Origin of the sequence: Pseudomonas sp. P9_2 (assembly GCF_034008255.1) — a bacterium.
Classification (GTDB): Bacteria; Pseudomonadota; Gammaproteobacteria; order Pseudomonadales; family Pseudomonadaceae; genus Aquipseudomonas; species Aquipseudomonas synxantha_A.
Map to the genome: position 1 here is coordinate 1,660,963 of NZ_CP125376.1, position 25,698 is coordinate 1,686,660.

At 58.2% G+C, this 25,698-nt stretch carries 21 protein-coding genes and 2 pseudogenes; 15 read left to right on the top strand and 8 right to left on the bottom strand.

Features of this window, described 5'->3' with window-relative positions; genetic code table 11:
• Positions 1 to 196 precede the first annotated feature (196 nt).
• The 4 genes from QMK52_RS07235 to QMK52_RS07250 all read left to right on the top strand — a co-directional run bounded on the left by QMK52_RS07235 (position 197) and on the right by QMK52_RS07250 (position 4,559).
• Complete coding sequence (locus tag QMK52_RS07235; RefSeq protein WP_320403961.1) at positions 197 to 2,092, top strand: ATP-dependent nuclease; 1,896 nt, start codon at positions 197 to 199, stop codon at positions 2,090 to 2,092.
• Positions 2,089 to 3,807, top strand: a complete 1,719-nt coding sequence (locus QMK52_RS07240; RefSeq protein WP_320403962.1) for an ATP-dependent helicase — start codon at positions 2,089 to 2,091, stop codon at positions 3,805 to 3,807. Before QMK52_RS07235 ends, QMK52_RS07240 begins: the two co-directional genes overlap by 4 nt.
• Before the next feature lie 217 nt (positions 3,808 to 4,024).
• On the top strand, positions 4,025 to 4,357 hold the full coding sequence (locus QMK52_RS07245; protein WP_320403963.1) for a hypothetical protein: 333 nt from the start codon (positions 4,025 to 4,027) through the stop codon (positions 4,355 to 4,357).
• A complete protein-coding gene (locus tag QMK52_RS07250; RefSeq protein ID WP_320403964.1) occupies positions 4,332 to 4,559 on the top strand; it encodes an abortive infection family protein in 228 nt (75 codons plus the stop codon). The genes QMK52_RS07245 and QMK52_RS07250 overlap by 26 nt, the downstream gene beginning before the upstream one ends.
• A gap of 489 nt (positions 4,560 to 5,048) precedes the next feature.
• Here the strand turns inward: QMK52_RS07250 and QMK52_RS07255 are convergent.
• Positions 5,049 to 5,159 (bottom strand): annotated as a pseudogene (locus QMK52_RS07255) (IS630 family transposase); the annotation flags it as partial.
• A gap of 223 nt (positions 5,160 to 5,382) precedes the next feature.
• On the opposite strand from QMK52_RS07255, the gene QMK52_RS07260 reads away from it, so the two are divergent.
• From QMK52_RS07260 to QMK52_RS07270, 3 genes and pseudogenes are all read left to right on the top strand, one after another.
• A complete protein-coding gene (locus tag QMK52_RS07260; protein WP_320403965.1) occupies positions 5,383 to 6,237 on the top strand; it encodes a hypothetical protein in 855 nt (284 codons plus the stop codon).
• Between the two features lie 567 nt (positions 6,238 to 6,804).
• Positions 6,805 to 7,692: a reverse transcriptase family protein gene (locus QMK52_RS07265; RefSeq protein ID WP_320403966.1), complete on the top strand. Its 888-nt coding sequence runs from the start codon at positions 6,805 to 6,807 to the stop codon at positions 7,690 to 7,692.
• Positions 7,693 to 8,383: 691 nt separating this feature from the next.
• Positions 8,384 to 8,770, top strand: a pseudogene (locus QMK52_RS07270) (hypothetical protein).
• Between the two features lie 149 nt (positions 8,771 to 8,919).
• Here QMK52_RS07270 and QMK52_RS07275 read toward each other — a convergent pair.
• Genes QMK52_RS07275 through QMK52_RS07300 form a run of 6 tightly spaced genes read right to left on the bottom strand, consistent with a single transcriptional unit; the run spans position 8,920 to position 14,600 of the window.
• A complete protein-coding gene (locus tag QMK52_RS07275) occupies positions 8,920 to 9,852 on the bottom strand; it encodes a phosphatidate cytidylyltransferase (RefSeq protein WP_005792597.1) in 933 nt (310 codons plus the stop codon).
• 1 nt (position 9,853) lies between these two features.
• The gene (locus QMK52_RS07280; RefSeq protein WP_103734102.1) at positions 9,854 to 10,474 is read right to left on the bottom strand and encodes a lysophospholipid acyltransferase family protein; all 621 of its coding nucleotides are present in this window, start codon (positions 10,472 to 10,474) and stop codon (positions 9,854 to 9,856) included.
• A gap of 9 nt (positions 10,475 to 10,483) precedes the next feature.
• Positions 10,484 to 10,927 (bottom strand): hypothetical protein, encoded by a 444-nt coding sequence (locus tag QMK52_RS07285; protein ID WP_194439644.1) that lies wholly within the window; start codon positions 10,925 to 10,927, stop codon positions 10,484 to 10,486.
• Positions 10,917 to 12,215, bottom strand: a complete 1,299-nt coding sequence (locus QMK52_RS07290; RefSeq protein ID WP_320403967.1) for a phosphatase PAP2/dual specificity phosphatase family protein — start codon at positions 12,213 to 12,215, stop codon at positions 10,917 to 10,919. The genes QMK52_RS07285 and QMK52_RS07290 overlap by 11 nt, the downstream gene beginning before the upstream one ends.
• 2 nt (positions 12,216 to 12,217) lie before the next feature.
• Positions 12,218 to 13,966, bottom strand: coding sequence for a bifunctional alpha/beta hydrolase/class I SAM-dependent methyltransferase (locus QMK52_RS07295; RefSeq protein WP_005792593.1), 1,749 nt, complete (start codon positions 13,964 to 13,966; stop codon positions 12,218 to 12,220).
• A 10-nt stretch (positions 13,967 to 13,976) separates the two neighbouring features.
• A complete protein-coding gene (locus tag QMK52_RS07300; RefSeq protein WP_005792592.1) occupies positions 13,977 to 14,600 on the bottom strand; it encodes a CDP-alcohol phosphatidyltransferase family protein in 624 nt (207 codons plus the stop codon).
• A gap of 308 nt (positions 14,601 to 14,908) precedes the next feature.
• On the opposite strand from QMK52_RS07300, the gene hflK (QMK52_RS07305) reads away from it, so the two are divergent.
• From hflK (QMK52_RS07305) to cfaB, 8 genes are all read left to right on the top strand, one after another.
• Complete coding sequence (hflK, locus tag QMK52_RS07305; protein WP_194439638.1) at positions 14,909 to 16,834, top strand: protease modulator HflK; 1,926 nt, start codon at positions 14,909 to 14,911, stop codon at positions 16,832 to 16,834.
• A gap of 12 nt (positions 16,835 to 16,846) precedes the next feature.
• Positions 16,847 to 17,836: a protease modulator HflC gene (hflC, locus tag QMK52_RS07310; protein WP_194439636.1), complete on the top strand. Its 990-nt coding sequence runs from the start codon at positions 16,847 to 16,849 to the stop codon at positions 17,834 to 17,836.
• Positions 17,833 to 18,867 carry a protease modulator HflK gene (gene hflK / locus QMK52_RS07315; protein ID WP_005792589.1) on the top strand — a complete coding sequence of 345 codons (1,035 nt, stop codon included), beginning with the start codon at positions 17,833 to 17,835 and terminating at the stop codon, positions 18,865 to 18,867. The genes hflC and hflK (QMK52_RS07315) overlap by 4 nt, the downstream gene beginning before the upstream one ends.
• Positions 18,864 to 20,750, top strand: coding sequence for a cation-translocating P-type ATPase (locus QMK52_RS07320; RefSeq protein WP_194439634.1), 1,887 nt, complete (start codon positions 18,864 to 18,866; stop codon positions 20,748 to 20,750). The genes hflK (QMK52_RS07315) and QMK52_RS07320 overlap by 4 nt, the downstream gene beginning before the upstream one ends.
• Before the next feature lie 119 nt (positions 20,751 to 20,869).
• Positions 20,870 to 21,121 (top strand): membrane protein, encoded by a 252-nt coding sequence (locus QMK52_RS07325; RefSeq protein WP_003195792.1) that lies wholly within the window; start codon positions 20,870 to 20,872, stop codon positions 21,119 to 21,121.
• A gap of 67 nt (positions 21,122 to 21,188) precedes the next feature.
• Positions 21,189 to 22,034: a DUF692 domain-containing protein gene (locus QMK52_RS07330; RefSeq protein ID WP_005792587.1), complete on the top strand. Its 846-nt coding sequence runs from the start codon at positions 21,189 to 21,191 to the stop codon at positions 22,032 to 22,034.
• Positions 22,025 to 22,813, top strand: a complete 789-nt coding sequence (locus QMK52_RS07335) for a DNA-binding domain-containing protein (RefSeq protein WP_320403968.1) — start codon at positions 22,025 to 22,027, stop codon at positions 22,811 to 22,813. The genes QMK52_RS07330 and QMK52_RS07335 overlap by 10 nt, the downstream gene beginning before the upstream one ends.
• 87 nt (positions 22,814 to 22,900) lie before the next feature.
• Positions 22,901 to 24,085 (top strand): C17 cyclopropane fatty acid synthase CfaB, encoded by a 1,185-nt coding sequence (gene cfaB / locus QMK52_RS07340; RefSeq protein ID WP_005792585.1) that lies wholly within the window; start codon positions 22,901 to 22,903, stop codon positions 24,083 to 24,085.
• A gap of 76 nt (positions 24,086 to 24,161) precedes the next feature.
• Here the strand turns inward: cfaB and cls are convergent, their stop codons facing one another.
• Positions 24,162 to 25,601, bottom strand: coding sequence for a cardiolipin synthase (gene cls, locus QMK52_RS07345; protein ID WP_005792584.1), 1,440 nt, complete (start codon positions 25,599 to 25,601; stop codon positions 24,162 to 24,164).
• Positions 25,602 to 25,698 lie beyond the last annotated feature (97 nt).

The following is a 25,698-nucleotide window of genomic DNA, read 5'->3' on the forward strand; positions in this document are numbered from 1 at the left end:
CTCAGTGTGCTCACCGTGCTGCTGGGTGTAGGGTGTGGGAAGAGGGGCATGGCTAGGTGGGGGTAGCATCCTTTTTTGCACCTTAGGGCACGATCGCCTTCATCTATATCGGACCTTGGAAGTCGTAGAGAGGAAGCCCTATTGCGCACTTCAGCTCATATAGGCTCTTATCCGCACAACACGGATGGAGACTTTCATGTACCTCGCTGAGCTGACTATTAAGAATTTCCGCAAGCTACGTGACGCCAAGCTGAAATTTCAGCCTGGGTTGAATGTGCTGGTAGGTCCAAACAATGTTGGCAAAAGCGCTGTAGTGGATGCGCTTCGGACCCTTCTCGCCGGTCATGACGAACCGTATCCCCGCCTTGATATCGCCGACCGGCACCGTCCGCTTGAAGGCGAACCGGGTGGCGACATTTCCTTCCATTTTGTCTTTCGTGATTTAAGCCACGATGATGAAGCGGACTTTATCGCTGCGCTCAAGCCTGCTGCTGATAAGACCATGGACGCCCATATCCATGTCCGCTATACCGACGCAGATCAGACAGGACGCTTCAGGGTGAAGCGTTGGTGTGGCGATCATCAAGATGTGGCGCTTACCTCAGACATGATGGAAAACCTTAGGGGCGTTTATCTCCAACCCCTACGAGATGCCGCTCAGGGACTTCGACCCAGCCGCAACAGCCAGCTGGCACACCTGCTTCACTTGCTCACGGATGAACCTGGCCGTGACGCGATTAACCAAGCATTGAAGGAACTGGACGAAAAGCTCCAACAGACCGAAGCGATCCAGAACACCCATACCGCGATTTCGTCCCGACACGGTCTTATGATGGGCGATCAATTGGCACAGACACTCGCTGTTGGGCTTAGCGCGACGGACTTTCAGCGGTTATCTGCTCGGCTCTCCCTCACGGCTCAAGCAATGGACATTGAGCAGAATGGCCTGGGTTTCAACAACCTGATTTTCATGGCGGTAGTGCTAAGCGAGCTGGCCAAGAATCCGGACGCCGCGTATCGCAGCTTGATTGTTGAAGAGCCGGAAGCCCATTTGCATCCTCAGCTGCAGCGCGTGTTGTTGCGCTACCTCGCAGGCGTGCCAACGAGCGAAGGTGAAAAGGCGGTGCAGCTGTTCGTCACCAGTCACTCCCCCAATTTTGCCAGCAACTCCAAGCTCGAATCCCTGGTGTGTTTGGTTGAGAACGATGCCGGCGTAGAGACCTTCTTCCCGCGCGACATCAAGTTTGGTAAGGGAAAACGCGAAAAGCTGGAACGCTATCTGGACGTGACCCGAGCCGAACTTTTTTTTGCTCGTCGGGTAATATTCGTGGAAGGCGCCGCCGAGCTCATGCTCGTCGATGCTCTGGCCACGCTCATGGGGCTAGACCTGCGAGAGTTCGGGGTCAGCCTGATCAGTGTCGAAGGACTCAATTTCGATTCTTTCCTACCTTTGTTCGGTGAAAACGGACTTCGGATCCCGGTTGCTGTCGTAACCGACGCCGATCCTTTCGAGGAGGAAGAGGCCAACGAGCTTGCGGAAGGTGCGCTGGATGCAGCTGACATCGAAGACATTCTTGCCGAGGCTGCGTATCTCGAAGAAACGGATGCCTCTGTCGCCGATGGTCCTGACGCGGATGATCCGTTAGCTGAGCCTGCCAAGAAAAAGAAGAAGCTAAAACGGAAAGAAGTCTACCCGTCGCTGGGAGACGAAGTGAGGCTATCGAGCAACACCGTCAAGATGAAGGAATCGGACGACGCTTTCGTCAAAGTGTTCCACGGTTTGAAAACGCTGGAATACGACCTTGCATTGCTTGAGGCGAACCGCGACTCGATGCTCAAGGCCTTGGCTGACCCTCATCCGATCATTTCTGCAGCGCTACGCAAGATCGTCGATGCTCAGCCAGACAACACTGCGAAGGCAAAGGCGCTGTTTTGTGGCATGTTCGAGCGTAAGGCGAGTAGCGGTAATCTGCAAAAGGGGCGGTTTGCCCAGGCTTTGGCTGAACAGATTGCCTGCACGCCAAAGTGCGAAGTACCTGACTATCTCCGCAAAGCGATTGAACATGTCTGTCAGGGAGCGATCAAGCCATGAAGCTCTCCGATGAGCAGAAGGAAATAATCAATGCGCCTCTTGGACCTATCGCTGTTACAGCCTGCGCCGGTAGCGGCAAGACGTCCACGGCGATCAGGCGGCTGATTGCCGTCCGGCAAAAAATGGAAAATAGTCGGGGTCGGGTTGTACTTTTGTCGTTCTCGAATGTTGCGGTCAATACCTTCAACAAAGGCTACGCCCAGCTCGCTTCAGACCTTCCAGATGATGCCAACCGCAAACGCGTGGAAGTGGACACGCTAGACGGCTTCTTCACCCAGCATGTGCTGCGTCCCCACGCTTATCGAACAATGTCCTCAGACCAAGCTGCGTACCTTGTATCCGGTACCGAGCCGTTCCTAGCAAACTTTAAATACTGGCCTGAGGAAGGACGTCCGACCCACATCAAGGACGTCAAAGTGGGGCTGGAGCATGGGAACTTCTACTTCTTTACCGGCACCCTCGATGATTTGGTGAAGCTCGATACCGCTAAGGCATTAGATGCGATCAGGCGTCTGGGCCGCATTGGGGCCTACACGCACGAGCTTGGCCGGTATTGGGTGTACCGTACGTTGATCGGGCAACCAGCAGTCTTGCGAGCGCTTGCCGCACGCTACCCGCAGATTTTGGTCGATGAGTCCCAGGATCTGGGCACCTTGCATCAGGCTATTTTGGAATTGCTCATCAAGGCTGGAGTTCAAGTCTCGCTCATCGGTGACGTAAACCAGGGCATTTACGGCTTCGCAGGAGCTGACGGTTCATTCCTGAGCACCTATTACAATCGTGCGGGGGTGAATGACTACAAGCTCTCGCGCAATTATCGTTCACTGCCTCCAATCATCAGCATCGCTAATTCACTCTGTGGCCGCGAGGATGAGGCCGATCGGGAGCCTGAAAACGGGGGGGCGTACTTCGTCGGATACAAGGACTCCGAGCTTCCTAAGCTTTTTGAATCGTTCAAAGCGCAAATTGATGACTTGGGCATGCAATATCAAGATGCGGTGATCCTCAGCCGGGGGACTGACCGGGCGGCAGTGCTATCCGGCAAAGCTGCTCCCCCAGGTCAAGGTACGGTCGCTCTTTTCACCAAAGCAGCATTGGTCCGAGACCAGCAAGGCCGCTATCAAGATTGCTTCAAGCTTGTGTGCCGAGCGGTGGAGGGTTTGATGGAGAAGCCACCGCATGGCCTCAGCACTAACCTTCAGGGTGCCCCGCAGGATGCGTGGATGTTTGGGCTTAGACGACTGCTTTGGGGTTTCATCCGCGACGCTAAGGCCGGGCTACCTTCATCTACGCTTTTGGCTAAAACCGAGTGGCATCCCCAATTACTGACCAATATCAAAAAGCTTCTCTCGACCACCGAAGGGCAATTTGGGTTGAAGGCTGCAGGCAAGCTGGGCAACAAGCTGGCTAAAACTGGGTTGTTGGATCTTCCCCTAACTGGTGCGGTAGAGGAGAAGGATCGGGCCACCGGGATTAGAGTGGAAACCATCCACCAGGTGAAGGGCGAGTCTATCGGTGCGGTTCTGTACGTAACCAAAAAGCCGAACGTTGACGCCTTGCTTGCCGGCACCCTTACCGAGGAAGGTCGCATCGGCTATGTCGCGGTGACCAGAGCGCGGAACCTGTTCTGGCTGGCCGTGCCACATACTTGCTTGAAAGCACTTCGCCCGAATCTGATTGCCGCTGGTTTTGAAGAGTTTCCGGCCCGCAAGTAGCCAGGATCAAGCGGCATTGCTCAGATGGGCATCAAGGCACGCTTGCAGGTTCAGGGAATGTATGGAAAGGGCTGAAAAGTGAAAGGCATGTAAATGGCCCCTGGTTTGCTGGGCATACCTCGAGTTTAGCTTTTTCACCAACGTATCTAGTTTTTGATAGCAGATGGCCCGTCCTGCTAGCTACGATGACTCTCAGTTATCTGCATTGGGGGGCCGTATGGAGCAAACCGAAATTGAGCCGCTTTTGGCGACGGTATACGCGGTTCTCCGCGCGGAGGGTGCTGATGAGGCTGCGGAGGTAGTCCGCGGTCATCCTGCGAATGCGGAACTGACGGGCAACGACAACTGGAATGGTGGAACCAACTATTGGGAGATCCACTTCATCATTCCTGCTTTGGAGTACGCCAAGCTCGGGGTCAAACGGGTCCAGCTCCAGGAAAGGATCACAACCGCGCTGAGGACTGTAACTGAGCACGAGCAAAGCAACGCCTACTCGGCGCTGATCGTGCCTGCACGTGAGTACCATGTGGATTCCCGCCGGAGTCAGTGAAGCAGCTAAGGGCGCTGAGAACATCAAGAATATCCTCCGCAATCTCACGCAGTTGAGAGGTTTGTACGGTACCGGACATGGGAAGGACGGCCAACATCGCGGGCTACAGCCCAGGCATGCTCGGCTTGCGGTTGCCGCAGCAGTGGCATTTATCGATTTCGTATCTGAAACGCATCGATACCGAGAAGCTTCCGAGCCGTAGAGGTAAAGAGCTTGGCAGATCAGTTGTTTGATGGACCCGATGGGCATAGCCTCGACCGTCTCGCTTCCAGCCAGACGCTTCTAGATACCCCTATCAACAAGCAGCGGGCTGGCGCCCGCTGTGGCTGAGAAAAACTTAACGCGGTATCCGAACTTAGTTGACCACTACAGCTTGACCAAAAGCCGATTGGCTTCTAAACAATAAGATGAGGTGCCCCAGTGGCAATTTAATAACTATTTCCCCACGCTCTCTTTTATGCCTTTGTCATAGGAGTGCCAAGCTTGAAGGACCGCCAAAGCATCACCTGGGTCGGAGGCAAACAAGCGCTCCGGTCTAGAGGTAGGGCCAAGTTGAGGGTGTTCAATAGGCCTATGGATGATTCCGAGTTGCCTAACGTGAACGAGTCACTTCGCAAAGTGCTGCTGGAGTGCGGTACACCCTCTTTGGAGGGTGTGTCGCCTAGGGAAGAGGCTATTGAGCTCTTGAAGCTATCCGCGCCCGCTGAGCAAGGCTCTGCTCCAGCGTACTCATGCGCAGCCAACCTTGAAGCGTAAGAACGTCGGCGGGCTGCAGTGCGAAGGGAGAAATTGGACGAGGCATGCCTGGAACCATCTCGGGGCGAGGGGTGTACAGTAGATCGTTGTACGTTAGAAAATAAACTAACCGCTCACGACACTAGTATAAAGCTTTCAAAGGTGGTTCATTGTTGTTGATATCAAATTATCTTTGAATTATGCTTGATGTGAAAGACGGTAGAAGATTTTTATAGTGTGATTCTAGCGTTTCATCCTCAGGCAAATATTTATTTTGCAAGGAGTTTTCTTTGAGCTTGGTCGCAACAAAAGTCTCAGCGGATGTATTATATGACATGCTTGAAATAGTTGAGGCTCAGACTTGGGTCAAAGCGTATTTAGATGAGTTTTCAGATCTTTGGAATATCTGTGATCATCGAAGCGAACAAGTATTTTTGAAAGAGCTGATAAAAGAATTTGTGATACTGGACTCGATAAAAGAGCGAAATGCATACAGAGATCTCAGTGCTAAAATCACAGCTTGGGCGTTGAGTCCAGAAACCACGTGGATAGTTGCAGCCTGTAACGATATCGAAATTGATGGCTCTGTAGCAGCCATGCAAAAGCTTAAAAATAAGTTAGATCCCTATGATGATTGGCACCTTCGGATGTTACCTAGCATTCCTAGTGGGGCGAAGTCTATACAGAACGGTGACGTCGTCGTGCTTTTTGATGACTTCATTGGTAGCGGTGGAAAGCTAATTACAAAGGCAAAGTGGCTGACCAAACTTCTTTCGAAAAGAGGAGTTGAAGATTTTACCCTTTATTATATGTCTGTTGCAGGCATGCGGTTTGGATGCGATCGGATTGCGGATGAAACCGGATGCGAAGTATTTACAGCGATATCTCTAGATCGAGCTATTTCAGACAAGTATGAGCCTAAAGTGGCTGATGAATATAAGCTACTTATGCTTGGGTTGGAGCAGAAACTGCACGAAAACTATAAAAATAAAAAAATAAAAGACTACAGCTTTGGGTTTTCCAAAAGTGAAGCGCTGTACTGCGTAGAAAATGATAATTGCCCTAACAATGTCTTCCCTGTGTTTTGGTGGGCAAAGTTGAAAAGCGGGGATAGCTTTAGAACCCTCTTGAGGCGGGCGGGCTGATCAATGAGCTCAAAAAGAACAGCGCTTAAAGAGTTTATTGAATTTATTTCTGATCGGAAGTGGCACGAAATTTATGATTTTCACTTTCAGTATGGCGTCTCCCCTCTGCTAATTATAGAGGTCATGGATTTTATGGTCCGTAATGATTTAATTGTTAGGGAGGGTCGAAGCGTTCGACTTTCACCAGATCTATCTAATGCTAAGATCGCGTTGCTAAACAGGCTCCGTAAAACTCAACGGCCTAGTGTGTTGGATGAGTACACTCCTAAAGCCTTGACCGGAGCACATCGTTATGTATAATGCGCCCGTTGGGGTCGGCTCTAGTAATCGAAGGTGTATCCGCCTTTATCATTCAGGCTGTTTTTAGCCACGAATGAATTCAACTCTATCGCTCCACTCGCTTCGCTCGCTCCTCGATAGAGTTAAATCCATTCACTACGTGAATGAATTTAAGTGAAAAGAGCAAGCTGGTAGGGTCGGCCTTCAACACTAGTTAGGTTTTCTATGCAGATAGATTCGCACTTACATATGCTCCTTGGTATTTCCACCGAGGAGGAGCTTTCTGTATTGTCACGTATTATAGCAAGCCCATCGAGCTTCTATAGAGAATTCAAAATTTCAAAAAAAAGTGGTGGAACTAGGACAATAAGTTCCCCATACCCTTCCTTAGCGATTATACAGAGTAATATTCTGAATAATTTGTTTTTTTCTTTTGAGTCCAACTCCTCTGCCTATGCATATGTGAAAGGTAAGAGCGCGATTGATCATGCTCGTATTCATGTCAATGGTAGGGAGTTATTGAAGCTTGATATAAAAGACTTTTTTCCTAGTATTTCTAGGCAAATGGTCTTCGAAGCTCTTCAGAGAAATGGGGCTAAAGCTGATGTGTGTTTTTATACTTCACTTATTTGTATCTTGAATAATGGCCTTCCACAGGGCGCATGTACAAGTCCCGCACTTAGTAATCTAGTGTTCAGCCCGATAGATGTCAGACTTGCCGGACTAGCAAATTTTTTTGGTTTAAAATATTCTCGTTATGCAGACGATCTAGCATTTTCAGGGGAGTTTATACCTAGGGATTTGGCGTCATTGGTAGGCGAGATTTTATTGGAGTATGATTTTCATCTAAATCATAAAAAAACGCAGCTAAAGTTGGCTGGTAGGAAAAAGATTGTAACGGGCATCTCAATATCTTCTGGGCAAGTTAGGGCTCCGAAATCATTTAAGAGAAAGCTCAGGGCTCAGATTTATGAGTTGGAGAAAAATGTTGGTAGTCTAGCGCGGCTGCCAGATTTTGATCCGTTAATTTATGAGCGTTTAATAGGTCGAATTAATTACCTTCTCCAAATCGAACCCGAAAACAAGTATGCGAAGGTGAAGAAAGCTTACCTGAGTAAATGCCATCAAGATTTTCTCGGACTTGTTGATGAGCAGATTATCAGTGCATTTGTGTAGTTTCGTTTGAGCTATAAAAATAGTATTCGACTGTTATCTGTTATATCGCGCAATTGAAATTATGCTTTAGATCGCTTTTGCTAATACTTTAAAGCTTTTAGATTCCATACCTTTTACACCTTATTTTTAAGCTCTTTTTTCACCCGATAGACTGTTGCGACACCACAACCTGCCAATGTTGATATTTGATCTGCTGATGCACCTGGAAACTTTTCTAGAAGCACCTTAGTGCAATTTCTCCGGCCAGATATGTCGTCGCGAGCAGCACCTCGCTTGCACATAAACTCGGCAAGCCCCCAACATCGCGGTCTGCAGCCCAGGCATGCTCGGCTTGCGGTTGCCGCAGCAGTGGCATTTATCGATTTCGTATCGGAAACGCATCGATACCGAGAAGCTTCCGAGCCGGAGAGGTGAAGAGCTTGGCAAAGCAGTCGTTTGATGGGCCCGAAGGGCATTAGCCCTGATCTGCTTGCTTCCAGCCAGACGCTTCCAGATACCCATCAACGAACAGCGAGCTGACGCCCGCTGTGGCCGAGGAAAAACTTAACGCGGCGTCCGAGATTAGTTGACCACTACAGGCCGCGAGATACGGGCCCTAGCTGCGACAGTTTTAATTCGCTAAATTCAAGGGGCTGTTTTCAACAGCCCCTTTTTTACGTTTTGGATTCGCTTAATTCAAGGATGCGTACTGATGCAACACCCTTCTGCTACTGTCCACGCACGTTTGCACGATCGTCGGTTTGCGGTCGGGAACAACGCCTGAGGGTTGTCCGGCACCGGCACCGTGTTTCATTACCAAATCGAAGATGGCGTGATTTCGAGCACTTACCAGGGTGGCCGAATTCGCGTGGGCACGCAGGTCGGGCGGGTGACCGGTGCAGAGACCATCGAGCTGCTATTTCAGTGCGTAACCCTGGAAGGTGAACTGCTCGCGGGGTGGTCACGTGGCACGGTAGGCGTGGATCACGCCAGGCGCACGACGCTGAGTTTCGTTTGGGGCTGGCTATCGGGTGCGATAGGCGGAGGGGAGTCTAGCTATGTCGAGATCACTGCTGCACCAGTTTCAGACTTTGCTTAAACCCTGAAAGCACCACAAGTCAAAGGTGGGAGGGGGCTTGCTCCCGATTGCGGTGTATCAGCCAGCATAGGCAGTTACTGACAAACCGCTATCGGAGGCAAGCCTCCTCCCACATTTTGATCTTCATTGGTGCTGAAAAAGGGATGGGGTCAGGTCCACCAGTAGCGCACGAGGTGAAAGAAGATCGGCGCCGCAAAGCACACCGAATCCAGCCGATCCAACATCCCGCCGTGCCCTTCGATCATGTGCCCCCAGTCTTTTACGCCGCGGTCACGCTTGATCGCCGACATCACAATCCCGCCGGCAAAGCCCAGCAAGTTGATCAGCAGCGCGATCAGGAACGACTGCCAAGGGTTGAACGGCGTGGTCCACCACAGCGCTGCACCGATCAGTGAAGACAACAGGATCCCGCCGACAAAACCTTCCACGGTTTTCGACGGTGACAGGTTGGGCGCGATCTTGTGTTTGCCGAACAGCTTGCCGCATACGTACTGCAGTACGTCCGAGAGTTGCACGACGATCACCAGGTAGGCGATCAGCAGCAGGTTGCGGCCTTCGTAGCCGGGAATGTCCAGCGTCAGCAGGGCGGGGACGAAGGACACGCAGAACACCGCGATCATCAGCCCCCATTGCACCTTCGAGGCGCGTTCCAGGAAGTGTGTGCTGTCGCCGCCCAGGGAGGCGAGGATCGGTAGCAGCAAAAACACGTACACCGGAATGAAGATCGAGAACAGCCCGTACCAGTCGGCGTAGATCAGCACGTATTGCAGTGGCAGGGCCAGGTAGAACGCGGCCACCAGGGCCGGGTAGTCGCTGCGCCGAGTCGGGGTGAGGGTGAGGAATTCGCGCAGGGCGTAGAACGACACCGCGTAGAACAGCAGGATCACCGCGCCGGTGCCGAGCCAGAAGGCGACGCCGATCACTACCACCATGACCCACCAGGCGTTGATGCGGGCGTTGAGGTTGTCGATGACTGCGTTGGGGCTGCCACGGGTGCGCAGCTTGAGGATCAGGCCGATCAGCGAGGCGATGACCAGGATCGCGCCGATGCCGCCGAACAACATCAGGGTTTGGCTATCCATTTCAGGAGTGCTCCGGGGCGAGGGCGAGCAGGGCGTCGCGGGTGCGGGCGAGGAATGCGGCTTTGTCTTCGCCTTCCTCCAATTGCAGGGGGGCACCGAAGCTGGTTGTGCATAACAACGGCAGTGGCAGCACGCGCCCTTTGGGCATAACCCGGTTGAGGTTGGCTATCCACACGGGAACCAACTCAGCCTGTGGGTAACTTTTTGCCAGGTGATACAAGCCGCTTTTGAACGGCAGTAAACCGTCCTCCAGATTGCGCGTGCCTTCAGGAAAGATGATCAGCGAGTCACCGCCTTCCAAGGCTGCGAGCATGGGCAGCAATGGGTTATCCACAGGCTCTTTGCGCTCGCGGTCGATCAGCACGCCATTGAACACCCGGTTGATGATGTAGCGGCGTAGCGCGCTCTTGTTCCAGTAATCGCTGCCGGCCACCGGGCGTGTGAATTTGCGCAGGTTCTGCGGCAGTGACGCCCACACCAGCACGAAGTCGCCGTGGCTGCTGTGGTTGGCGAAATAGATACGTTGCACCGGTACTGGCGCGCACCCCAGCCACAGGCTGCGAGCGCCGGTGACGGTGCGGGCCATGGAGGTAATCAGCGTGGCGACCACGGGTTCGAACATGGGAATTCCTTATCCGGCGAAAGGCAGCCAAGGGCTGGCGAGGATGACGCCCAAGGTCAGCAGCGCTTGCGCGCCCAGCAACCAGGCTTGTTTACGCAATAGTTTAAGGGCGCCACGGCGGCGTTCGGTCCACGGCCGACCGGCTCGCTTGGACGATTGCAGGCCGAGGGTTTGCAGGGCCTGATCAAGGTCTGGGGTGCGGGTAACGTCGCGGGCCAGCAAGGCGAACAGGTCGGCGTCGAAGGCCACCCGCAGCGCCCAGTACTTTTGCAGCAGGCCCAGCACGATCATCCACAGGGCCAGCAGCAGGCAGATCGTCGAGATACTGGCCAACAACAGTTGGGCGAGGCCGAACAGTACGCCGAGCAACGTCAGGCCTGTGGATAACTGATCCAGGGAACGGCCACGGCGTAGCAGGCTGGCGACTACCTGGAGTTCCATATCAGCGGGCATGGTGCAAACCCTCCAACGCTTTACGGTGTGCGGGGTGCAGGACCACAGTGGCCCGTGCTGTACGAATAATAGCCAGTGCTTCATCGACCGTGGCGGCTCGGCCAGTATTCAGCAGCCAGGCGGCGATAGCGGTGGCGCTACGGGAGTAACCGAGGGCGCAGCACACCAGCAAGGGGCCGCTCGTTCGCAGGCGTTCAATGGCGTTCGCGGCTTCCAGGCATTCGTCGGGTGTCGGGGTGATGAGGTCCAGTACCGGTACGCAGGCATAAGCGCGGCCCAGTGGATTAATCGGCAGTTCGGCGCACAGATCGACAATGGCCTTGAATGAACCCTGCTCGCTGGCCGTAGGAATGCGCCCCAGCCAGACGTTATCCACAATCAGGTCCGGCTGTGGATGTTTGCGTGTCCACAGCCGCGAATTGACCCACGCACCCGCTAAATAAGGCGCATACAACCAGCGGGCTGCAGGCGTAAGGCGGCCATCCGCACGTTTTTGAAAGCCCGACGCGCCGATCACAAGGGAGTTGGCGGTGATCAAACCCAGGGAAACCGCTGGCCACAGCAGCCACAGCCAGCCGCCGCCCAGTACCAGGGCAAGTGCCAGCAGTAATAGCGTACCCAGCCCGTAGCGCACGGCCAAGCGCCAGCGTTGGGTATCCCGCGTCAACCGCGCACTCAACAATGGGCTCGGGTGCTCCACTGGCCATAACCACACGCACAGCCACCCCGCGAGGGCGCCTGTGGGTAAGTCGATAAAGTGATGTTGATAAGTGGTCAGCACCGAGATGCCGATCAGCGCAAACCAGCCATGCACCACCCAGCGCCAGACTCCCTGGGTGTGCCGCTGATACATGACCCACAGGATCACCAGCAGCGCGATATGCAGCGAAGGTGCCTGGTTGAACGGTTTGTCGAAACCGGCCAGCACCGCGAATAGCCAGCCAAACACCCCGTCCAGCTCTGGCCGCTCAAAGGTGAAGCGCAGCGGCCAGATCAGGAAGCAGCTGACGGCAATCACCTGCGCACTCAGCAGGCGCAGTGCATGTTGTTTCAGCTCATGCCGTGTATTGGGTAGCAGCAGAGAGAAGCCGTAGAGCAGGTCGATGGACCAATAGGGCACGATGGTCCAGGCCCAGAACGGCATATGGCTTTCCCAGCCGAACACCAGCGTGCCGACGTCGCTGCGCTGGCTGGTGACCCAGGTGGCGAAGCCGTAGGTGCTGAAAAACAGCGGCGCCAATAGCAGCAGCCAGAGCACCGCGGGTTTCAATAAACCGGGTTCGCGCATGTTCAGATCTTCTGTGCCAGGGACACAGTGAAAATGCCCCACTCATCCACGCGCTGGGTGATCTTGCGAAAGCCCGCGGCTTCAACCAACTGGTCCATTTCCGCCTGGCTGCGCCGACGCATCACCCAGGCCTGGCCCTGGCGGTGGCTGGTGAGCGCGCGGGCAATCAGCTCCAACTGCGGGTGCCACGGCTGCCCGGTGTAGACCAGGTAACCGCCAGGTTCCACAGCTTCGGCCAGCCCCGCCAGTGAACCACCGACCATGGCGTTATCGGCGAACAACTCATACAGGCCCGACACCACGGCCAGGGTCGGCCTGGGGTCCAGGGCGGCCAGGTCAGTGCGGTCGAACGCATCGCCTTTGACGAACTGGGCGATGTCCCCCAAGCCCTTCTCGCGAATCAGCGCGCCACCGTCGCGCACGTTGATGTCGCTGTAGTCGCGCAGCAGGATCGACTCCGGCAACGGCGATACGCCCTGCAAGGCTTCAAGGATGTAACGGCCGTGGCCGGCGGCGATATCGACGATACGGACCTCGCGGTGCTCGTCACGCAGCTTGGTCATGGCCAGGCGCAGCAGTTCCTCGACGTTCAGCTTGCGCTGGCGAATACCGCGCCAGCCAATGGAGTTGAGGTAGTTGGTGTCGATCATCCGCCCCAGCCCGCCCTTGCCGGTAGGCTTATTGCGATACACGTAGTCCAGCGTGCTGCCGGAGTCGAAACCGGTGTCGAAGCCCAGTTTCACGCCGTCCGACAGGTTCTTGCCCAGGCCCATGCTGGCGCGGGTCATGCGCCAGTAGAGGTCGCGCAGCGAATTGCGTGGCAGCGGCGCGGCAAGGGATTCGGATTCGGCGCAGGTGGCGCCAAGTTTGTCGGCGTCCAGTAGAGAGGCGCGGTCCAGCGGGTGTGCGAAGTTCTGCAAGATAAAGCGTTTGGCGCTGCTCACGGCCACGGCTCGATCACGTTCACCGAGGGTGTCGTGGAAAAACCCAGGGAGGATATGCAGCTCTTTTTTCAGGCTGCCGAGGCGGTCGAAAAATTGCTGCTGGGGTTTACGGTGCACCACAAAATCGGAGCCGGAGATAAGCAACTGGGTTGGTACCTGGATCGCCTGGGCGTCGGCTACAACCCGGTCGGCCGCTTCGTACAGGCCCAGCAGCACATTCACCGAGATGGCCTTGGTGATCAGCGGATCGCTGTCGTAGGACGCTACCCGTTCCGGGTCATGGCTGAGGAACTTGGCCTTGACGTAGCTGTTGACGAAAAAGTTGCCGCGAAACCTGCGCATCAAGGCCAGGCCCGGGCGGGCGAAGGGCACGTACAGCTTGACCTTGAAAGCGGGCGAGGCGAGCACCAGGGCGCGGATTTTTGGCGCGTAGTCGTGAACCCAGGTGGCCGCGATCACTGCGCCGACGCTTTGGGCGATCACGGCCAGGTTTTGCTCTTCGATGCCGTAGGTGGCGCCGATATGGTCGCAGAAGGTCTGCACATCACGGGCACTGGTGGCAAAGCTGGGGCTGTCGCCGCGCTCGCCGGGCGATTGGCCGTGGCCGCGGGCGTCCCAGGCGAAGAAATCAAACCCCGGCAAGTCCAGTTCATCCACCAGGTGGGCAATACGTCCGGAGTGCTCATGGCCACGATGGAACAACAGGATTGCCTTGCGCGGCCCGGCGTCTGCCGTGGCCGGCCAGTGCCGGTAGAAAAGCTCGACGCCATCATGGGTACTGAAGGTGTGCTCTTGCTGTTCGCGCATCGCAAAATCCTTATGCAGAAGGGGGAGTTTGTTGCTGTTCTTTGAGGCCCTGACGCACCCGGTTGACCAAGGTATAGGCGAGCAGGGCGGCGATCAGCCACATCACTGCCTCGACCCAACCGGCGCCGAGCCAGCCCAGCGCCACGCCGGTGGCCAGTACACCCAGTACAAAAGCCCGATCACTCTTGCCCATCGGCCCGTCATAGCGACGCGATGCGCCCACCATCGGCCCCAACACACCGGCGTACTCGCTGAAGACCGCAAGCAGTGTCACCAGCACCACCGGCACCGGGCTCACGCCGGGGATCAGGGCAAAGGGCAGGATCAGCGCGCTGTCGGCGATCACATCGCACAGTTCATTGAGGTAAGCGCCGAGGCGTGACTGCTGGCCGAATTCTCGAGCGAGCATGCCGTCGATGGCGTTGAGGGCCATGCGCACGATCATCCATAAAGGGATCAACGCAAACAGCCAGAGGTGTTGGGCGAAGCCTGCGATCAACAACCCCACCAGCAGCGAAACAACTCCGGCCAGCACGGTGATCTGGTTGGCGGTGGTGCCGTTGTCGTAGAGGCGCTGCACAAGCGGGCGCAGCAGGTTTTGAAACCGCGGTTTGAGTTGGTAGATGGAAATCATGGGGTGGCGCTTCCTTGTCCGTGAACCCGCGAAAAGCTGTTTCGGAGTGTGCCGATTAATCGCAGCCGACACCAGTGATGGCTCGTGTTTATAGGGGGTTAGTCACAATCCAGAGAGCACAGCAAAACAAATGTGGGAGGGGGCTTGCCCCCGATTGCGGTGTACCAGTAACTAATCAGTCGACTGACACACTGCTATCGGGGGCAAGCCCCCTCCCACAAGGGATTCAGAGTGGATGCAAAAGCGAACAAAAATTTCACGCTTCGTGTTATATCGTAACGAATTGTGTACAGGTGGGCATTGAGCGGATGCAGGTGGATTTAGAAGCTGATGGCGCTTCGGTAGAAGGCCTGGCGCGTTTTCAGCAAGGGCTGTTCCATGCCCGTCGGTTACGCCAAGCGGGTATCAGCCTGACGACCCTGGCGATCAGCGGATGGGTGTTGGCGCTGTTCGTGGCGTTGTTTGCGCCACTGTCGATCTGGCCGGTGGTGTTGATCAACTGCGCTTCGGCCCTGCTGCTGTTGGTGGCCGGGTTGCAGTCGGCCTGGTGGGTGGCTGATTGGCGTGCCCAGGCGCTGGAGGTGCCGAGCGCTGAGTTGATTGAGCAACCCATTGAGCCCACTGCCTGGCACAAGGGGCTGATCAACCGTTTCGGCAACGGCCTGCTGGCGCAAGTTGGCGCACCGGTGCTGTGGTTGGCTGGCTGGTCGTTGCTGGCGTTGGTCAGCGTTATCCAGTTCTGGGACCTGGCCTTGCCTGCTGCGGCCATCGGTCAGTCCGCCAGCATCGGTGCGGCGCTGGCATTGGGGCTGGCTTTTGGCTTGCTGGTGTTCGAGCGTCGCCTGGCCCAGGAAACCGCCGCCCAGTGGCCGGAAGCTTCACAGCTGGCGCAGTTGAGTCGGGTGGCGATTATCTGCCTGGTGCTGAGTGCCATCTGCCTGTTGTTTGCCAATGCCGAGTCGGTGTGGCCGCTGCGTCTGGCGACACTCGTCGGCCTGTTGCCGGCGCTGGTGGCGCTGGAGTTCCTGCTGCGGGGCGTGCTGTCGCTGTTCAGCCCGCGCCAGCCGCGCCTTGAGCCGCGCTTGATGGCGCAGAGTTTTATCGCCGGCCTGCTGCGTTGGCCGCCACAACCGTTGCTGGCGTTGCAGCATGAATTGCACAACCGTTTTGGCATCGACCTGCGCCAGATCTGGGCCTTCACCTACATGCGCCGGGCTTTCCTGCCGGTGTTGCTGGTGGTGCTGGCGGTAGGCTGGGCGCTGACCGGCGTGCATGAAGTGCCCCTGCAAGGGCGTGGGATTTATGAGCGCTTCGGCAAACCGGTCGAGGTGTTCGGCCCCGGTCTGCATACGGGTTTGCCGTGGCCGCTGGGCCGCGTACTCAACGTGGAGAACGGCGTGGTGCATGAACTGGCGACCAGCGTCAGCGAAGCCGCCACACCGGAGTTGGCCGCTGCCGAAGGCCCGGCGCCGTTGATTGCCAACCGCCTGTGGGACGCCAGCCATGTGAATGACAAATCCCAGGTCATCGCCAGCAGCAGCGGCGATAAGCAGGGCTTCCAGATCGTCAACATGGACGTGCGATTTGTCTACCGCATCGGCCTCACCGACCAGGCTGCGCTTGCCGCCACATACAACAGCGCGGACATACCCACCCTGATCCGCAGCACCGCCAGCCGCATCCTGGTGCATGACTTTGCCTCGCGCACCCTCGACGAATTGCTCGGTGAACAACGCACCAGCCTCGCCGACGAGATTGGCCGCACGGTGCAAGCAGACCTGCACACCCTCGACAGCGGGGTGGAGATCCTCGCCACGGTGGTTGAAGCGATCCACCCACCGGCTGGCGCCGCCAACGCTTACCACGGTGTGCAAGCCGCCCAGATCGGCGCCCAGGCACTGATTGCCCGTGAACGTGGCGCGGCCAGCGAGCAGACCAACCTGGCGCTGCTGCAAGCCAGCACCGTCCGTGATCAGGCCCAGGCCAGCGCCCGCGAAGTGAATGCTGGCGCCCAAGCGGCGAACCTGCGCTTTGCCGCCGAACAAAAAGCCTATGCCGCGGCGGGCCAGGCTTTCGTACTGGAACAGTACCTGAGCCAACTGAGCCTGGGCCTGGCCCACGCCAAGCTGCTTATTCTGGATCATCGTTTGGGCGCCGACAGTGCGCCGACGATTGATCTGCGTTCTTTTACTTTGCCCGCCGATCCACTGGCGCCGCGCAAAGCCGTTCAATAAGGAGTCTGTCTGTTGAGCGCTCATTCCCACGATCACGGTCATCATCATCACGGCCACCACCATCACCACCATGGTGATGAGCAAGCGGCCGGGCCTTTCCCTTGGCGGCGCATGGCCTTGGCGGCGTTACTGGTGCTGTTTGCCGTGGCAGCGGCGAGCCTGGTGCAGGTGCGCTCCGGCGAGGCCACGGTGATTACCCGCTTCGGCAACCCCGCGCGAGTGTTGTTGGAACCGGGCCTGGGCTGGCGCTGGCCGGCGCCATTCGAAGCGGCAATCCCGGTGGACCTGCGCCTGCGCACCACGTCCAGTGGCTTGCAGGACGTGGGCACCCGCGATGGCCTGCGGATTATCGTGCAGGCCTATGTGGCGTGGCAGGTGCAGGGCGATGCCGACAATGTGCAGCGCTTCATGCGCGCAGTGCAGAACCAGCCGGACGAAGCGGCGCGGCAGATCCGCACCTTCGTCGGCTCGGCGCTGGAAACCACGGCGGCCAGCTTTGACCTGTCCAGCTTGATCAACACCGACGCCAGCCAAGTGCGTATCGCCGATTTTGAAGCGCAGTTGCGCCAGCAGATTGATCAACAATTGCTCGCCACTTACGGCGTGCGCGTGGCGCAGGTCGGCATCGAGCGCCTGACATTGCCTTCGGTGACACTCACCGCCACGGTTGATCGTATGCGCGCCGAGCGGGAAACCATCGCCACTGAACGTACCGCCGTGGGCAAGCGCGAAGCGGCGCAAATCCGCTCCGCCGCCGAGCGTGATGCGCGCATCGTGCAGGCCGATGCCACGGTGAAAGCCGCCGATATCGAAGCGCAATCGCGGGTAGAAGCCGCGCAGATTTATGGCCGTGCCTACGCGGGTAATCCGCAGTTGTACAACCTGCTACGCTCGCTGGATACCTTGGGCACGGTGGTCACGCCGGGTACCAAAATCATCCTGCGCACCGACGCCGCGCCGTTCCGCGCCCTGGTGGATGGGCCGAAGGACATCCAGCCATGAGCGAACGCGACAGTCCCGACAGCCCCTGGATTCAGGCCGGGCGCCTGACCTTCCTGGCGCTGTACGCGGTCACTGTGTTGGCGGCGTTGGCCTGGGCCTTTTCCAATGTGCGCCAGATCGACCCGCAGAATCGCGCGGTGGTCCTGCACTTCGGCGCCCTTGATCGCATTCAGAACGCCGGGCTGTTGCTGGCCTGGCCGCAGCCGTTCGAGCAGGTGGTGTTGTTGCCGGCGGCGGACCGGGTGATCGAGCGCCGAGTGGAGAACCTGCTGCGTTCCGATGCGGCGTTGCAGGCCGATCGCGTGGCCAGTTTCGCTACGCCGTTGAGCGATGCCCTGGCCGGTTCCGGCTACCTGCTGACCGGCGATGCCGGGGTGGTGCAGTTGGATGTGCGGGTGTTCTACAAGGTGACCGAGCCCTATGCCTTCGTGTTGCAGGGCGACCACGTGTTGCCTGCGCTGGATCGGTTGGTGACGCGCAGCGCCGTAGCCCTGACGGCAGCGCGGGATCTGGACACCATTCTGGTAGCACGCCCTGAACTGATCGGCAGCGACAATGGCGCCGCCGAACGCCGCGAGCGACTGCGCGGCGACTTGGTGCAAGGCATCAATAAACGCCTGGCCGAGTTGGCTGCCAGCGGCTTGGGCCTGGGCATCGAAGTCACCCGCGTCGATGTGCAATCGAGCCTGCCGGGCCCGGCGGTGAATGCCTTCAACGCAGTGCTGACCGCCAGCCAGCAAGCGGATAAAGCGGTGGCCAACGCCCGCACCGAAGCGGAAAAACTCACCCAGACCGCGAATCAGGAGGCTGACCGCCAGGTGCAAGTCGCCCACGCCCAGGCCAGCGAACGTTTGGCCAATGCCCAGGCGCAAACCGCTACCGTCGCCAGCCTCGCCCAGGTCAAAGACCCCGGCTTGCTGTTGCGCCTGTACCGCGAACGCCTGCCGAAGATTCTCGGCCAGGCGGGTTCCGTGACCACCGTCGATCCCAAAGACGACTCCCGCTTGATCATCCAGGGAGCCGAACAATGAGCGCACCCATGCTGACCTCGGCCGAACAGCGCAGCGCTGCCCGGCAATTGACCCTGGCCATGCTCGCCCTTGGGTTGCTCGTGCTGGGCCTGGTGTGGCGCTGGCTGGCGCCGGATCAGAACGGTGTGAGCCAATTGCTGCTGGGGGTGGCATCGCTGTTGGTGGCGGTGCCGGTGATGCGTTCGGCCTGGTACAGCCTGCGCTTTCCCAGCTTGCACGGCATCACCGACCAACTGATTGCCCTGGCCATGCTTGGCGCCTGGGCCACCGGCGATCTGCTCACCGCCGCGTTGTTGCCGATCATCATGATCTTCGGCCATGTGCTGGAAGAGCGCAGCGTAATCGGCTCCCAGGAAGCGATCCATGCCCTGGGCAAACTCACCCGCAGCCACGCGCGTTTGGTACAGGCTGACGGATCCATCACCGAAGTGGATAACGCCACGCTGAACCCCGGCGATATCGTCGAAGTGCGCGCCGGCGACCGCGTGCCGGCCGATGGCGTGGTGCTGTCCGGCCAGGCGAGCCTGGACACGGCGCCGATCACCGGTGAGTCAGTGCCGCTGGAAGCCGGCGTTGGCGTGCAGGTGTTTGGTGGCGCGATCAACCTTGATGGTCTGTTGCGCCTTGAAGTGACGCGCACTGGCAACGAATCGACCTTGGGCAAAGTCATCGCACTGATGCAGAACGCCGAGCGCTCCAAGCCGCCGATCACTCGGCTGCTGGAGCGTTATGCCGGTAGCTATATGGTGTTGGTGCTGTTGCTGGCGGCGGTCACCTGGTTCGTCACCAACGATGCGCAGGCGATGCTGGCGGTGCTGGTGGCGGCGTGCCCGTGTGCCTTGGTGCTGTCGGCGCCGGCCACGGCGATTGCCGGGATCGCCGTGGCGGCGCGTCATGGGATTCTGATTCGCAGCTCGGCGTTTCTCGAAGAATTGGCTGACCTGACCTCGTTGGTGGTCGACAAGACCGGCACCCTGACCTTTGGCACCCTGCGTTTGCAGTCCATCGAGACCACCGCACCGGATCGCCAGGAGCTGCTGAACCTGGCGGCCAGCCTCGGCTCGGCGAGCAGTCACCCGGTCAGCCGAGCGTTGGCGGGGTTGGCGACTCAGGAGCAGTTACTGGCGCTCACCGACATTCGCGAGCGTCAGGGCCTGGGCGTGGTCGCACAGACCGAACAGGGCGAAGCGGCGCTGGGGCGGCCGGAGTTGTTCGAACAATTGGGCATCGTCACCAGCGGCGTTCCCAGCCATGACGGCCCAATTGCCGGGTTGGCGTTGAACGGCGATTTCCTGGCCTGGCTGTTGCTGGCCGACAGCGTCAAGCCGGAGGCGCGCCAGGCCCTGCAAGAGTTGCGTGATTTGGGCCTGGGCCGCCAGTTGCTGCTGACCGGCGACCGCCAAAGCGTGGCCGACAGCCTGGCGCTGGAGGTGGGCATCAGTGATGTCGAAGCCCAAGCCTTGCCGGAAGACAAGCTCAACCGCGTGCTGGGTGAAATCAGCAGCGGCTTCCGGCCGATGGTGGTGGGCGATGGCATCAATGATTCGTTGGCGCTCAAGGCCGGTGTGGTTGGTGTGGCGATGGGGGCGGGCGGTGCCGATATCGCCCTGGCATCGGCGGACGTGGTGTTGATCGGCAGCGACTTGCGCCGCCTGGGTACCTGCGTGCGCTTGAGCCGCCAGTGCCGGCAGACGTTGCAGGTGAACGTGATCATCGGCCTGGGCTGGACGTTGGCCATCGTGGTGTTCGCGGCCTTTGGCTGGTTGGGCGCGGCGGGTGCCATGATTGCGGCGGTGCTGCATAACCTCAGTACCTTGCTGGTGCTGGGTAACGCTGGGCGGTTATTACGCTTCCAGGAGCCTCTGTTGAAGCTTGATGAATAATTTCAGAAATATTTGCACACGGCTGTAACGCCGATGGGGGGCCTCACTCTAGTGGTGTGTCGAGACTGAACAATCCGTTCGGACCGGCTCCACTACTGATGATCATGAGGAATACAACAATGAGCATTAAATCCGCTGCTGCTGGTGCCGCCCTCGCGATGGCCGCTGCTTCTCTGTTCGCGGGTGTGGCCACTCAGGTACAAGCCGCAGACGCCACCGTTCACTGCTACGGCGTGACCTCCTGCAAAGGCATGAACGACTGCAAAACCAAGGACCACGCGTGCAAGGGCCAGGGCGAGTGCAAAGGGATGGGCTTCAAGGCCATGACTAAATCGGCCTGCGACGCCGCTGGCGGTAAAGTCGGCGAGTAACCGGCAAACGAGTGCAACCGCGGCGGCTGCCTGCCACCGCTGCGGACACTTTGCCCAGGAGTGAGTCATGTCCGCGTCCCTTCCAAGTCTGGGTTACGGCCTGGGTTTACGCAGTGAGTACTACCAGCAGATCCTCGAACAGTCGCCGGCCGTGGATTGGTTCGAAGTGATCTCCGAGAATTATCTGGTGCAGGGCGGCAAAGCCTTGTACTACCTGGATGCGATAGCCGAGCGTTACCCCGTGGTAATGCACGGTGTGTCCTTGTCCATCGGTGGGCCCCATGCCCTCGATACCGATTACCTTGCGCAAATCAAACAGCTCGCCGAGCGCATCCAGCCGGCGTGGATTTCCGATCACCTGTGCTGGAGCCGCGGCAGCGCGCACCAGTTGCATGACCTGCTGCCGCTGCCCTACACCGAAGAAAGCCTCTATCACGTGGCCGGTCGTGTGCGTCAGGTGCAGGACGTGTTGCAGCGCCCGCTGGTGCTGGAAAACGTCTCCAGCTATGTGCGCTCCAAGGCTGATGAGTTCACCGAGTGGGAGTTCCTCAACGCTTTGGCCCACCTGAGCGGGTGCCAGTTGCTGCTGGATGTGAACAATGTGTATGTGAGTGCGCGTAACCATGGCTTTGATGCCTGGACGTTTATCCGCAACCTGCCGCCCGAGAGCATCCGCCAACTGCACCTCGCCGGGCATATGGACTACGGCGACTATGTGGTCGACACCCACGACCATCCTGTGTGCGACCCGGTGTGGGCGCTTTACCAACAGACCCTGGAGCATTTGGGGCCGGTGTCGACGCTGTTGGAGCGCGATGATCATTTCCCGCCGTTCGAAGAGTTGCTCACTGAGTTGAGCAAGGCCCGCGAGCTGGCTGCCAGCGCCCTGGCCAGGAGATCGCTATGCGCCTGATCGACTGGCAATTGGCTTTTGAAGAGCTCCTGTTATCTGAACCTTGCGCTGCCAACAGCAGCTTTGCCGCCACCTTGCTGGGGGGGCCGACCCTGGATGTGGACACCGGCCTGGCGATTTACCACAACGCCTATCTGTCGCGATTGAAGGAAGTGCTGTGCCATGACTTCAGCGCTATCCGATATTGGCTGGGTGATGATGAATTTGCCGCGCTGAGCGAAGCCTACGTTCGCCGTTACCCCTCGGCCCACTACAGCCTGCGTTGGCTCGGTGAGCGCTTTTCGATGTTTATCCTTGAGCACTTGGTCGCAGAACAAAGTGCACCGCTGGCTGAATTGGCGCGCCTGGAGTGGGCGTTTACCCTGGCGTTCGATGCACCCCAAGGTACGCCGCTGACCGTGAATGACATGGCGCAATTGGCACCCGGGGACTGGCCGACGCTGCAGGTAAGCCTGGCGCCTTCAGTGCAGCATTTGCTGTGCCGTTTCAACACGGTGGCGATCTGGCGAGCCAGCAAGGATGCATCGGGTTTTCCCGGCAGCCAGGCGCTGGACCCGATGCAAATCTGCCTGGTATGGCGTCATCAGAATGTGTGTCACTACCGCAGCCTGGGGCCTGACGAAGCCTGTGCACTGGCAGGGATGGTGACTACCGGCTGGAATTTTTCAGAACTGTGCGCAGAGTTGGCAGTCACTTATTCAGAGGGTGCGTCGCTGCAAGCGGCCACGTGGCTGAAACAGTGGATCCAGGACGGTTTGCTCGAATTCCGAGCCCCATAGAGACGTGCTATTAAATCGATAGCCTCCTACTTTGTCTTCGGATGGTCTACCCTCACTCCAGACGTCTGAAACAAGGGGGGATTACTCATGCTCGCGCAACTTCCACCGGCCTTACAGAATCTTCAGCTACCGTTGCGTCTTCGACTCTGGGACGGCCATGAATTCAACTTGGGACCTGAGCCCAGTGTGACGATTGTGGTCAAGGACCCCACGATGGTGTCCAAGCTGACCCACCCAACGCTCGATTCACTGGGCGAAGCCTTCGTCGAAGGCAAACTGGAGCTGGAAGGCTCCATCACCGAGGTGATCAGGGTATGTGACGAGTTGAGCCACGCCTTGATCGATGACGACGAAGGCAGCCGTCCGGTGCGCTCGATCCACGACAAGGCCACCGACGCGGCAGCCATTTCCTACCATTACGACCTGTCCAACGAGTTCTACCAGCTATGGCTGGATCAGGACATGGCGTACTCCTGCGGTTATTTTGAAACCGGCAGCGAATCCATCGACCAGGCCCAGCAAGACAAATTCCGTCACCTGTGCCGCAAACTGCGGCTGCAGCCGGGCGAGTACCTGCTCGACGTGGGGTGTGGTTGGGGCGGGCTTGCGCGGTTTGCGGCGCGGGAATTCGGAGTCAAGGTGTTTGGTATCACCTTGAGCAAGGAACAGCTGGCGCTGGCCAGGGAGCGTGTGAAAGCCGAGGGCCTGGAGGATCAGGTCGACCTGCAACTGCTCGACTACCGCGACCTGCCCCAGGATGGCCGCTTCGACAAAGTGGTGAGCGTGGGTATGTTCGAACACGTCGGCCACGCCAACCTGGCGCAGTACTGTCAGACGCTGTTCGGTGCCGTGCGTGAAGGCGGCCTGGTGATGAACCATGGCATTACCGCCAAACACACCGATGGTCGCCCAGTGGGCCGAGGCGCTGGGGAGTTTATCGAGCGCTACGTATTTCCCAACGGCGAACTGCCTCACCTGGCGATGATGACTGCCGAGATCAGCGAGGTCGGGTTGGAAGTGGTGGATGTCGAAAGTTTGCGCTTGCACTACGCCCGCACGTTGGACCATTGGAGCGAGCGCCTGGAAGACAATCTGGAAGCGGCGGCGAAGATGGTGCCGGAGCAGGCGCTGCGCATCTGGCGGCTTTACCTGGCCGGTTGCGCTTATGCGTTTGCTCGGGGCTGGATCAATTTGCATCAGATATTGGCGGTCAAACCCCATGCCGATGGGGGCCATGAGTTGCCGTGGACGCGGGAAGATCTCTACCGCTGAGCCGATTTTCCAGAACACTGAAGATCCAAATGTGGGAGGGGACTTGCCCCCTCCCACATTTTCCCTGCGTTGTCTGTTAGAGAATCGGTGAGATCAAGCGCGCCACCCGCATCCCCAACTGTTGCAGGCGTCGCGTCTCGCGGCTTTCTTCCTGACTGACTTCATGGGACAGGGCAAAATCGTCCAGGAGCATGTGTTCAACCTGGCTGGCGAAAGCCTCATCCACCGTCAGCAACATCACTTCGAAATTGAGCCGGAACGAACGGTTGTCCATGTTGGCGCTGCCAATGGCGCTGATTTCGCTGTCTACCAACACCACCTTCTGATGCAGAAACCCGGGCTTGTAGCGGAACACCCGCACACCTGCGCGCACGGCTTCGATGGCGTACAGGCTGGACGCCGCATACACGATGCGGTGGTCGGGCCGTGACGGCAGCAGCAGACGCACATCCACCCCGCGCAATACCGCCAGGCGCAGTGCGGCGAATACGGCTTCGTCGGGGACGAAGTACGGGCTGGTAATCCATACCCGCTCGGTCGCGGCGTGGATGGCCTCGACGAAAAACAGCGAGCAGGTTTCATAGGGGTCTGCCGGGCCACTGGCGAGCAGTTGGCAAAGCACGCCGTCTTCGGGGTAGGCGTCCGGCAGGATCAGCGGCGGCAGTTGCCGTGCCGCCCAGAACCAGTCTTCGGCAAACGACTCCTGAAGGCAGGCCACCACCGGGCCTGTGACCTGTACATGGGTATCGCGCCATGGCGCCAGCGGCGGCTTTTTGCCCAAGTACTCATCGCCCACATTGTGCCCGCCGACAAAGCCGGTGATGCCGTCCACCACCACGATCTTGCGATGGTTACGGAAGTTGACCTGGAAACGATTGAGCCAGCCGCTGCGGGTGGCGAACGCCTTGACCTGCACCCCGGCGTCGCGCAGCGATTGTACGTAGCGATGGGGCAGGGCGTGGCTGCCGATGCGGTCGTACAGCACGTAAATGTCTACGCCCTGGGCGGCCTTTTCCTTCAATAGCACCTGCAATTGGCGGCCAAGCTCATCGTCATGGATGATGAAAAACTGGAACAGCACGGCGGTCCTGGCATTGCGAATCGCCTCGAAAATCGCGCCGAAAGTAGCCTCGCCATTGATCAACAGGCGCACTTCATTATTAGCCAGACACGGCATGCGCCCGAGCTTGGGCATGGCTCGCAGGGAGGCATAGGCACTGGAATTGCGCGCCGCGAGCGCTTCCTCTACCCACGGGCGCCAATTCAGTTCGGCGATCGCCGTGTGCATTTCCTGGTTGGCCTGGCGACGGGCCTGGATGTACGCGTCGAAGGTGCTGCGGCCGAAGATCAGGTAAGGGATCAGCGTCAGGTAAGGCATGAACATCAGCGACAAGGCCCAGGCGATCGAGCCTTGGGCGGTGCGGACAGTCAGTACCGCGTGAATTGCGGCGAGGCTCCCGAGAACGTGCAGCGTGGCAATGAAGTAGGCGAGCAGGTGCGGGCCAAAGAAATCCATGAACGACATTACTCCAGGCAGTCCAGTGCGTAACAGACCATGAACCGTTGCGAATGTCGCTATTTTATTTGCCGTGCAACACTGGCCGCATTGCGAC

Bases quoted from the DNA above. Each gene is read 5' to 3' on its own strand.
- QMK52_RS07235 (WP_320403961.1), top strand. From the start codon at position 197: ATGTACCTCGCTGAGCTGACTATTAAGAATTTCCGCAAGCTACGTGAC.
- QMK52_RS07240 (WP_320403962.1), top strand. From the start codon at position 2,089: ATGAAGCTCTCCGATGAGCAGAAGGAAATAATCAATGCGCCTCTTGGA.
- QMK52_RS07245 (WP_320403963.1), top strand. From the start codon at position 4,025: ATGGAGCAAACCGAAATTGAGCCGCTTTTGGCGACGGTATACGCGGTT.
- QMK52_RS07250 (WP_320403964.1), top strand. From the start codon at position 4,332: ATGTGGATTCCCGCCGGAGTCAGTGAAGCAGCTAAGGGCGCTGAGAAC.
- QMK52_RS07275 (WP_005792597.1), bottom strand. From the start codon at position 9,852: ATGGATAGCCAAACCCTGATGTTGTTCGGCGGCATCGGCGCGATCCTG.
- QMK52_RS07280 (WP_103734102.1), bottom strand. From the start codon at position 10,474: ATGTTCGAACCCGTGGTCGCCACGCTGATTACCTCCATGGCCCGCACC.
- QMK52_RS07285 (WP_194439644.1), bottom strand. From the start codon at position 10,927: ATGCCCGCTGATATGGAACTCCAGGTAGTCGCCAGCCTGCTACGCCGT.
- QMK52_RS07290 (WP_320403967.1), bottom strand. From the start codon at position 12,215: ATGCGCGAACCCGGTTTATTGAAACCCGCGGTGCTCTGGCTGCTGCTA.
- QMK52_RS07295 (WP_005792593.1), bottom strand. From the start codon at position 13,966: ATGCGCGAACAGCAAGAGCACACCTTCAGTACCCATGATGGCGTCGAG.
- QMK52_RS07300 (WP_005792592.1), bottom strand. From the start codon at position 14,600: ATGATTTCCATCTACCAACTCAAACCGCGGTTTCAAAACCTGCTGCGC.
- hflK (WP_194439638.1), top strand. From the start codon at position 14,909: ATGCAGGTGGATTTAGAAGCTGATGGCGCTTCGGTAGAAGGCCTGGCG.
- hflK (WP_005792589.1), top strand. From the start codon at position 17,833: ATGAGCGAACGCGACAGTCCCGACAGCCCCTGGATTCAGGCCGGGCGC.
- QMK52_RS07320 (WP_194439634.1), top strand. From the start codon at position 18,864: ATGAGCGCACCCATGCTGACCTCGGCCGAACAGCGCAGCGCTGCCCGG.
- QMK52_RS07325 (WP_003195792.1), top strand. From the start codon at position 20,870: ATGAGCATTAAATCCGCTGCTGCTGGTGCCGCCCTCGCGATGGCCGCT.
- QMK52_RS07330 (WP_005792587.1), top strand. From the start codon at position 21,189: ATGTCCGCGTCCCTTCCAAGTCTGGGTTACGGCCTGGGTTTACGCAGT.
- QMK52_RS07335 (WP_320403968.1), top strand. From the start codon at position 22,025: ATGCGCCTGATCGACTGGCAATTGGCTTTTGAAGAGCTCCTGTTATCT.
- cfaB (WP_005792585.1), top strand. From the start codon at position 22,901: ATGCTCGCGCAACTTCCACCGGCCTTACAGAATCTTCAGCTACCGTTG.
- cls (WP_005792584.1), bottom strand. From the start codon at position 25,601: ATGGATTTCTTTGGCCCGCACCTGCTCGCCTACTTCATTGCCACGCTG.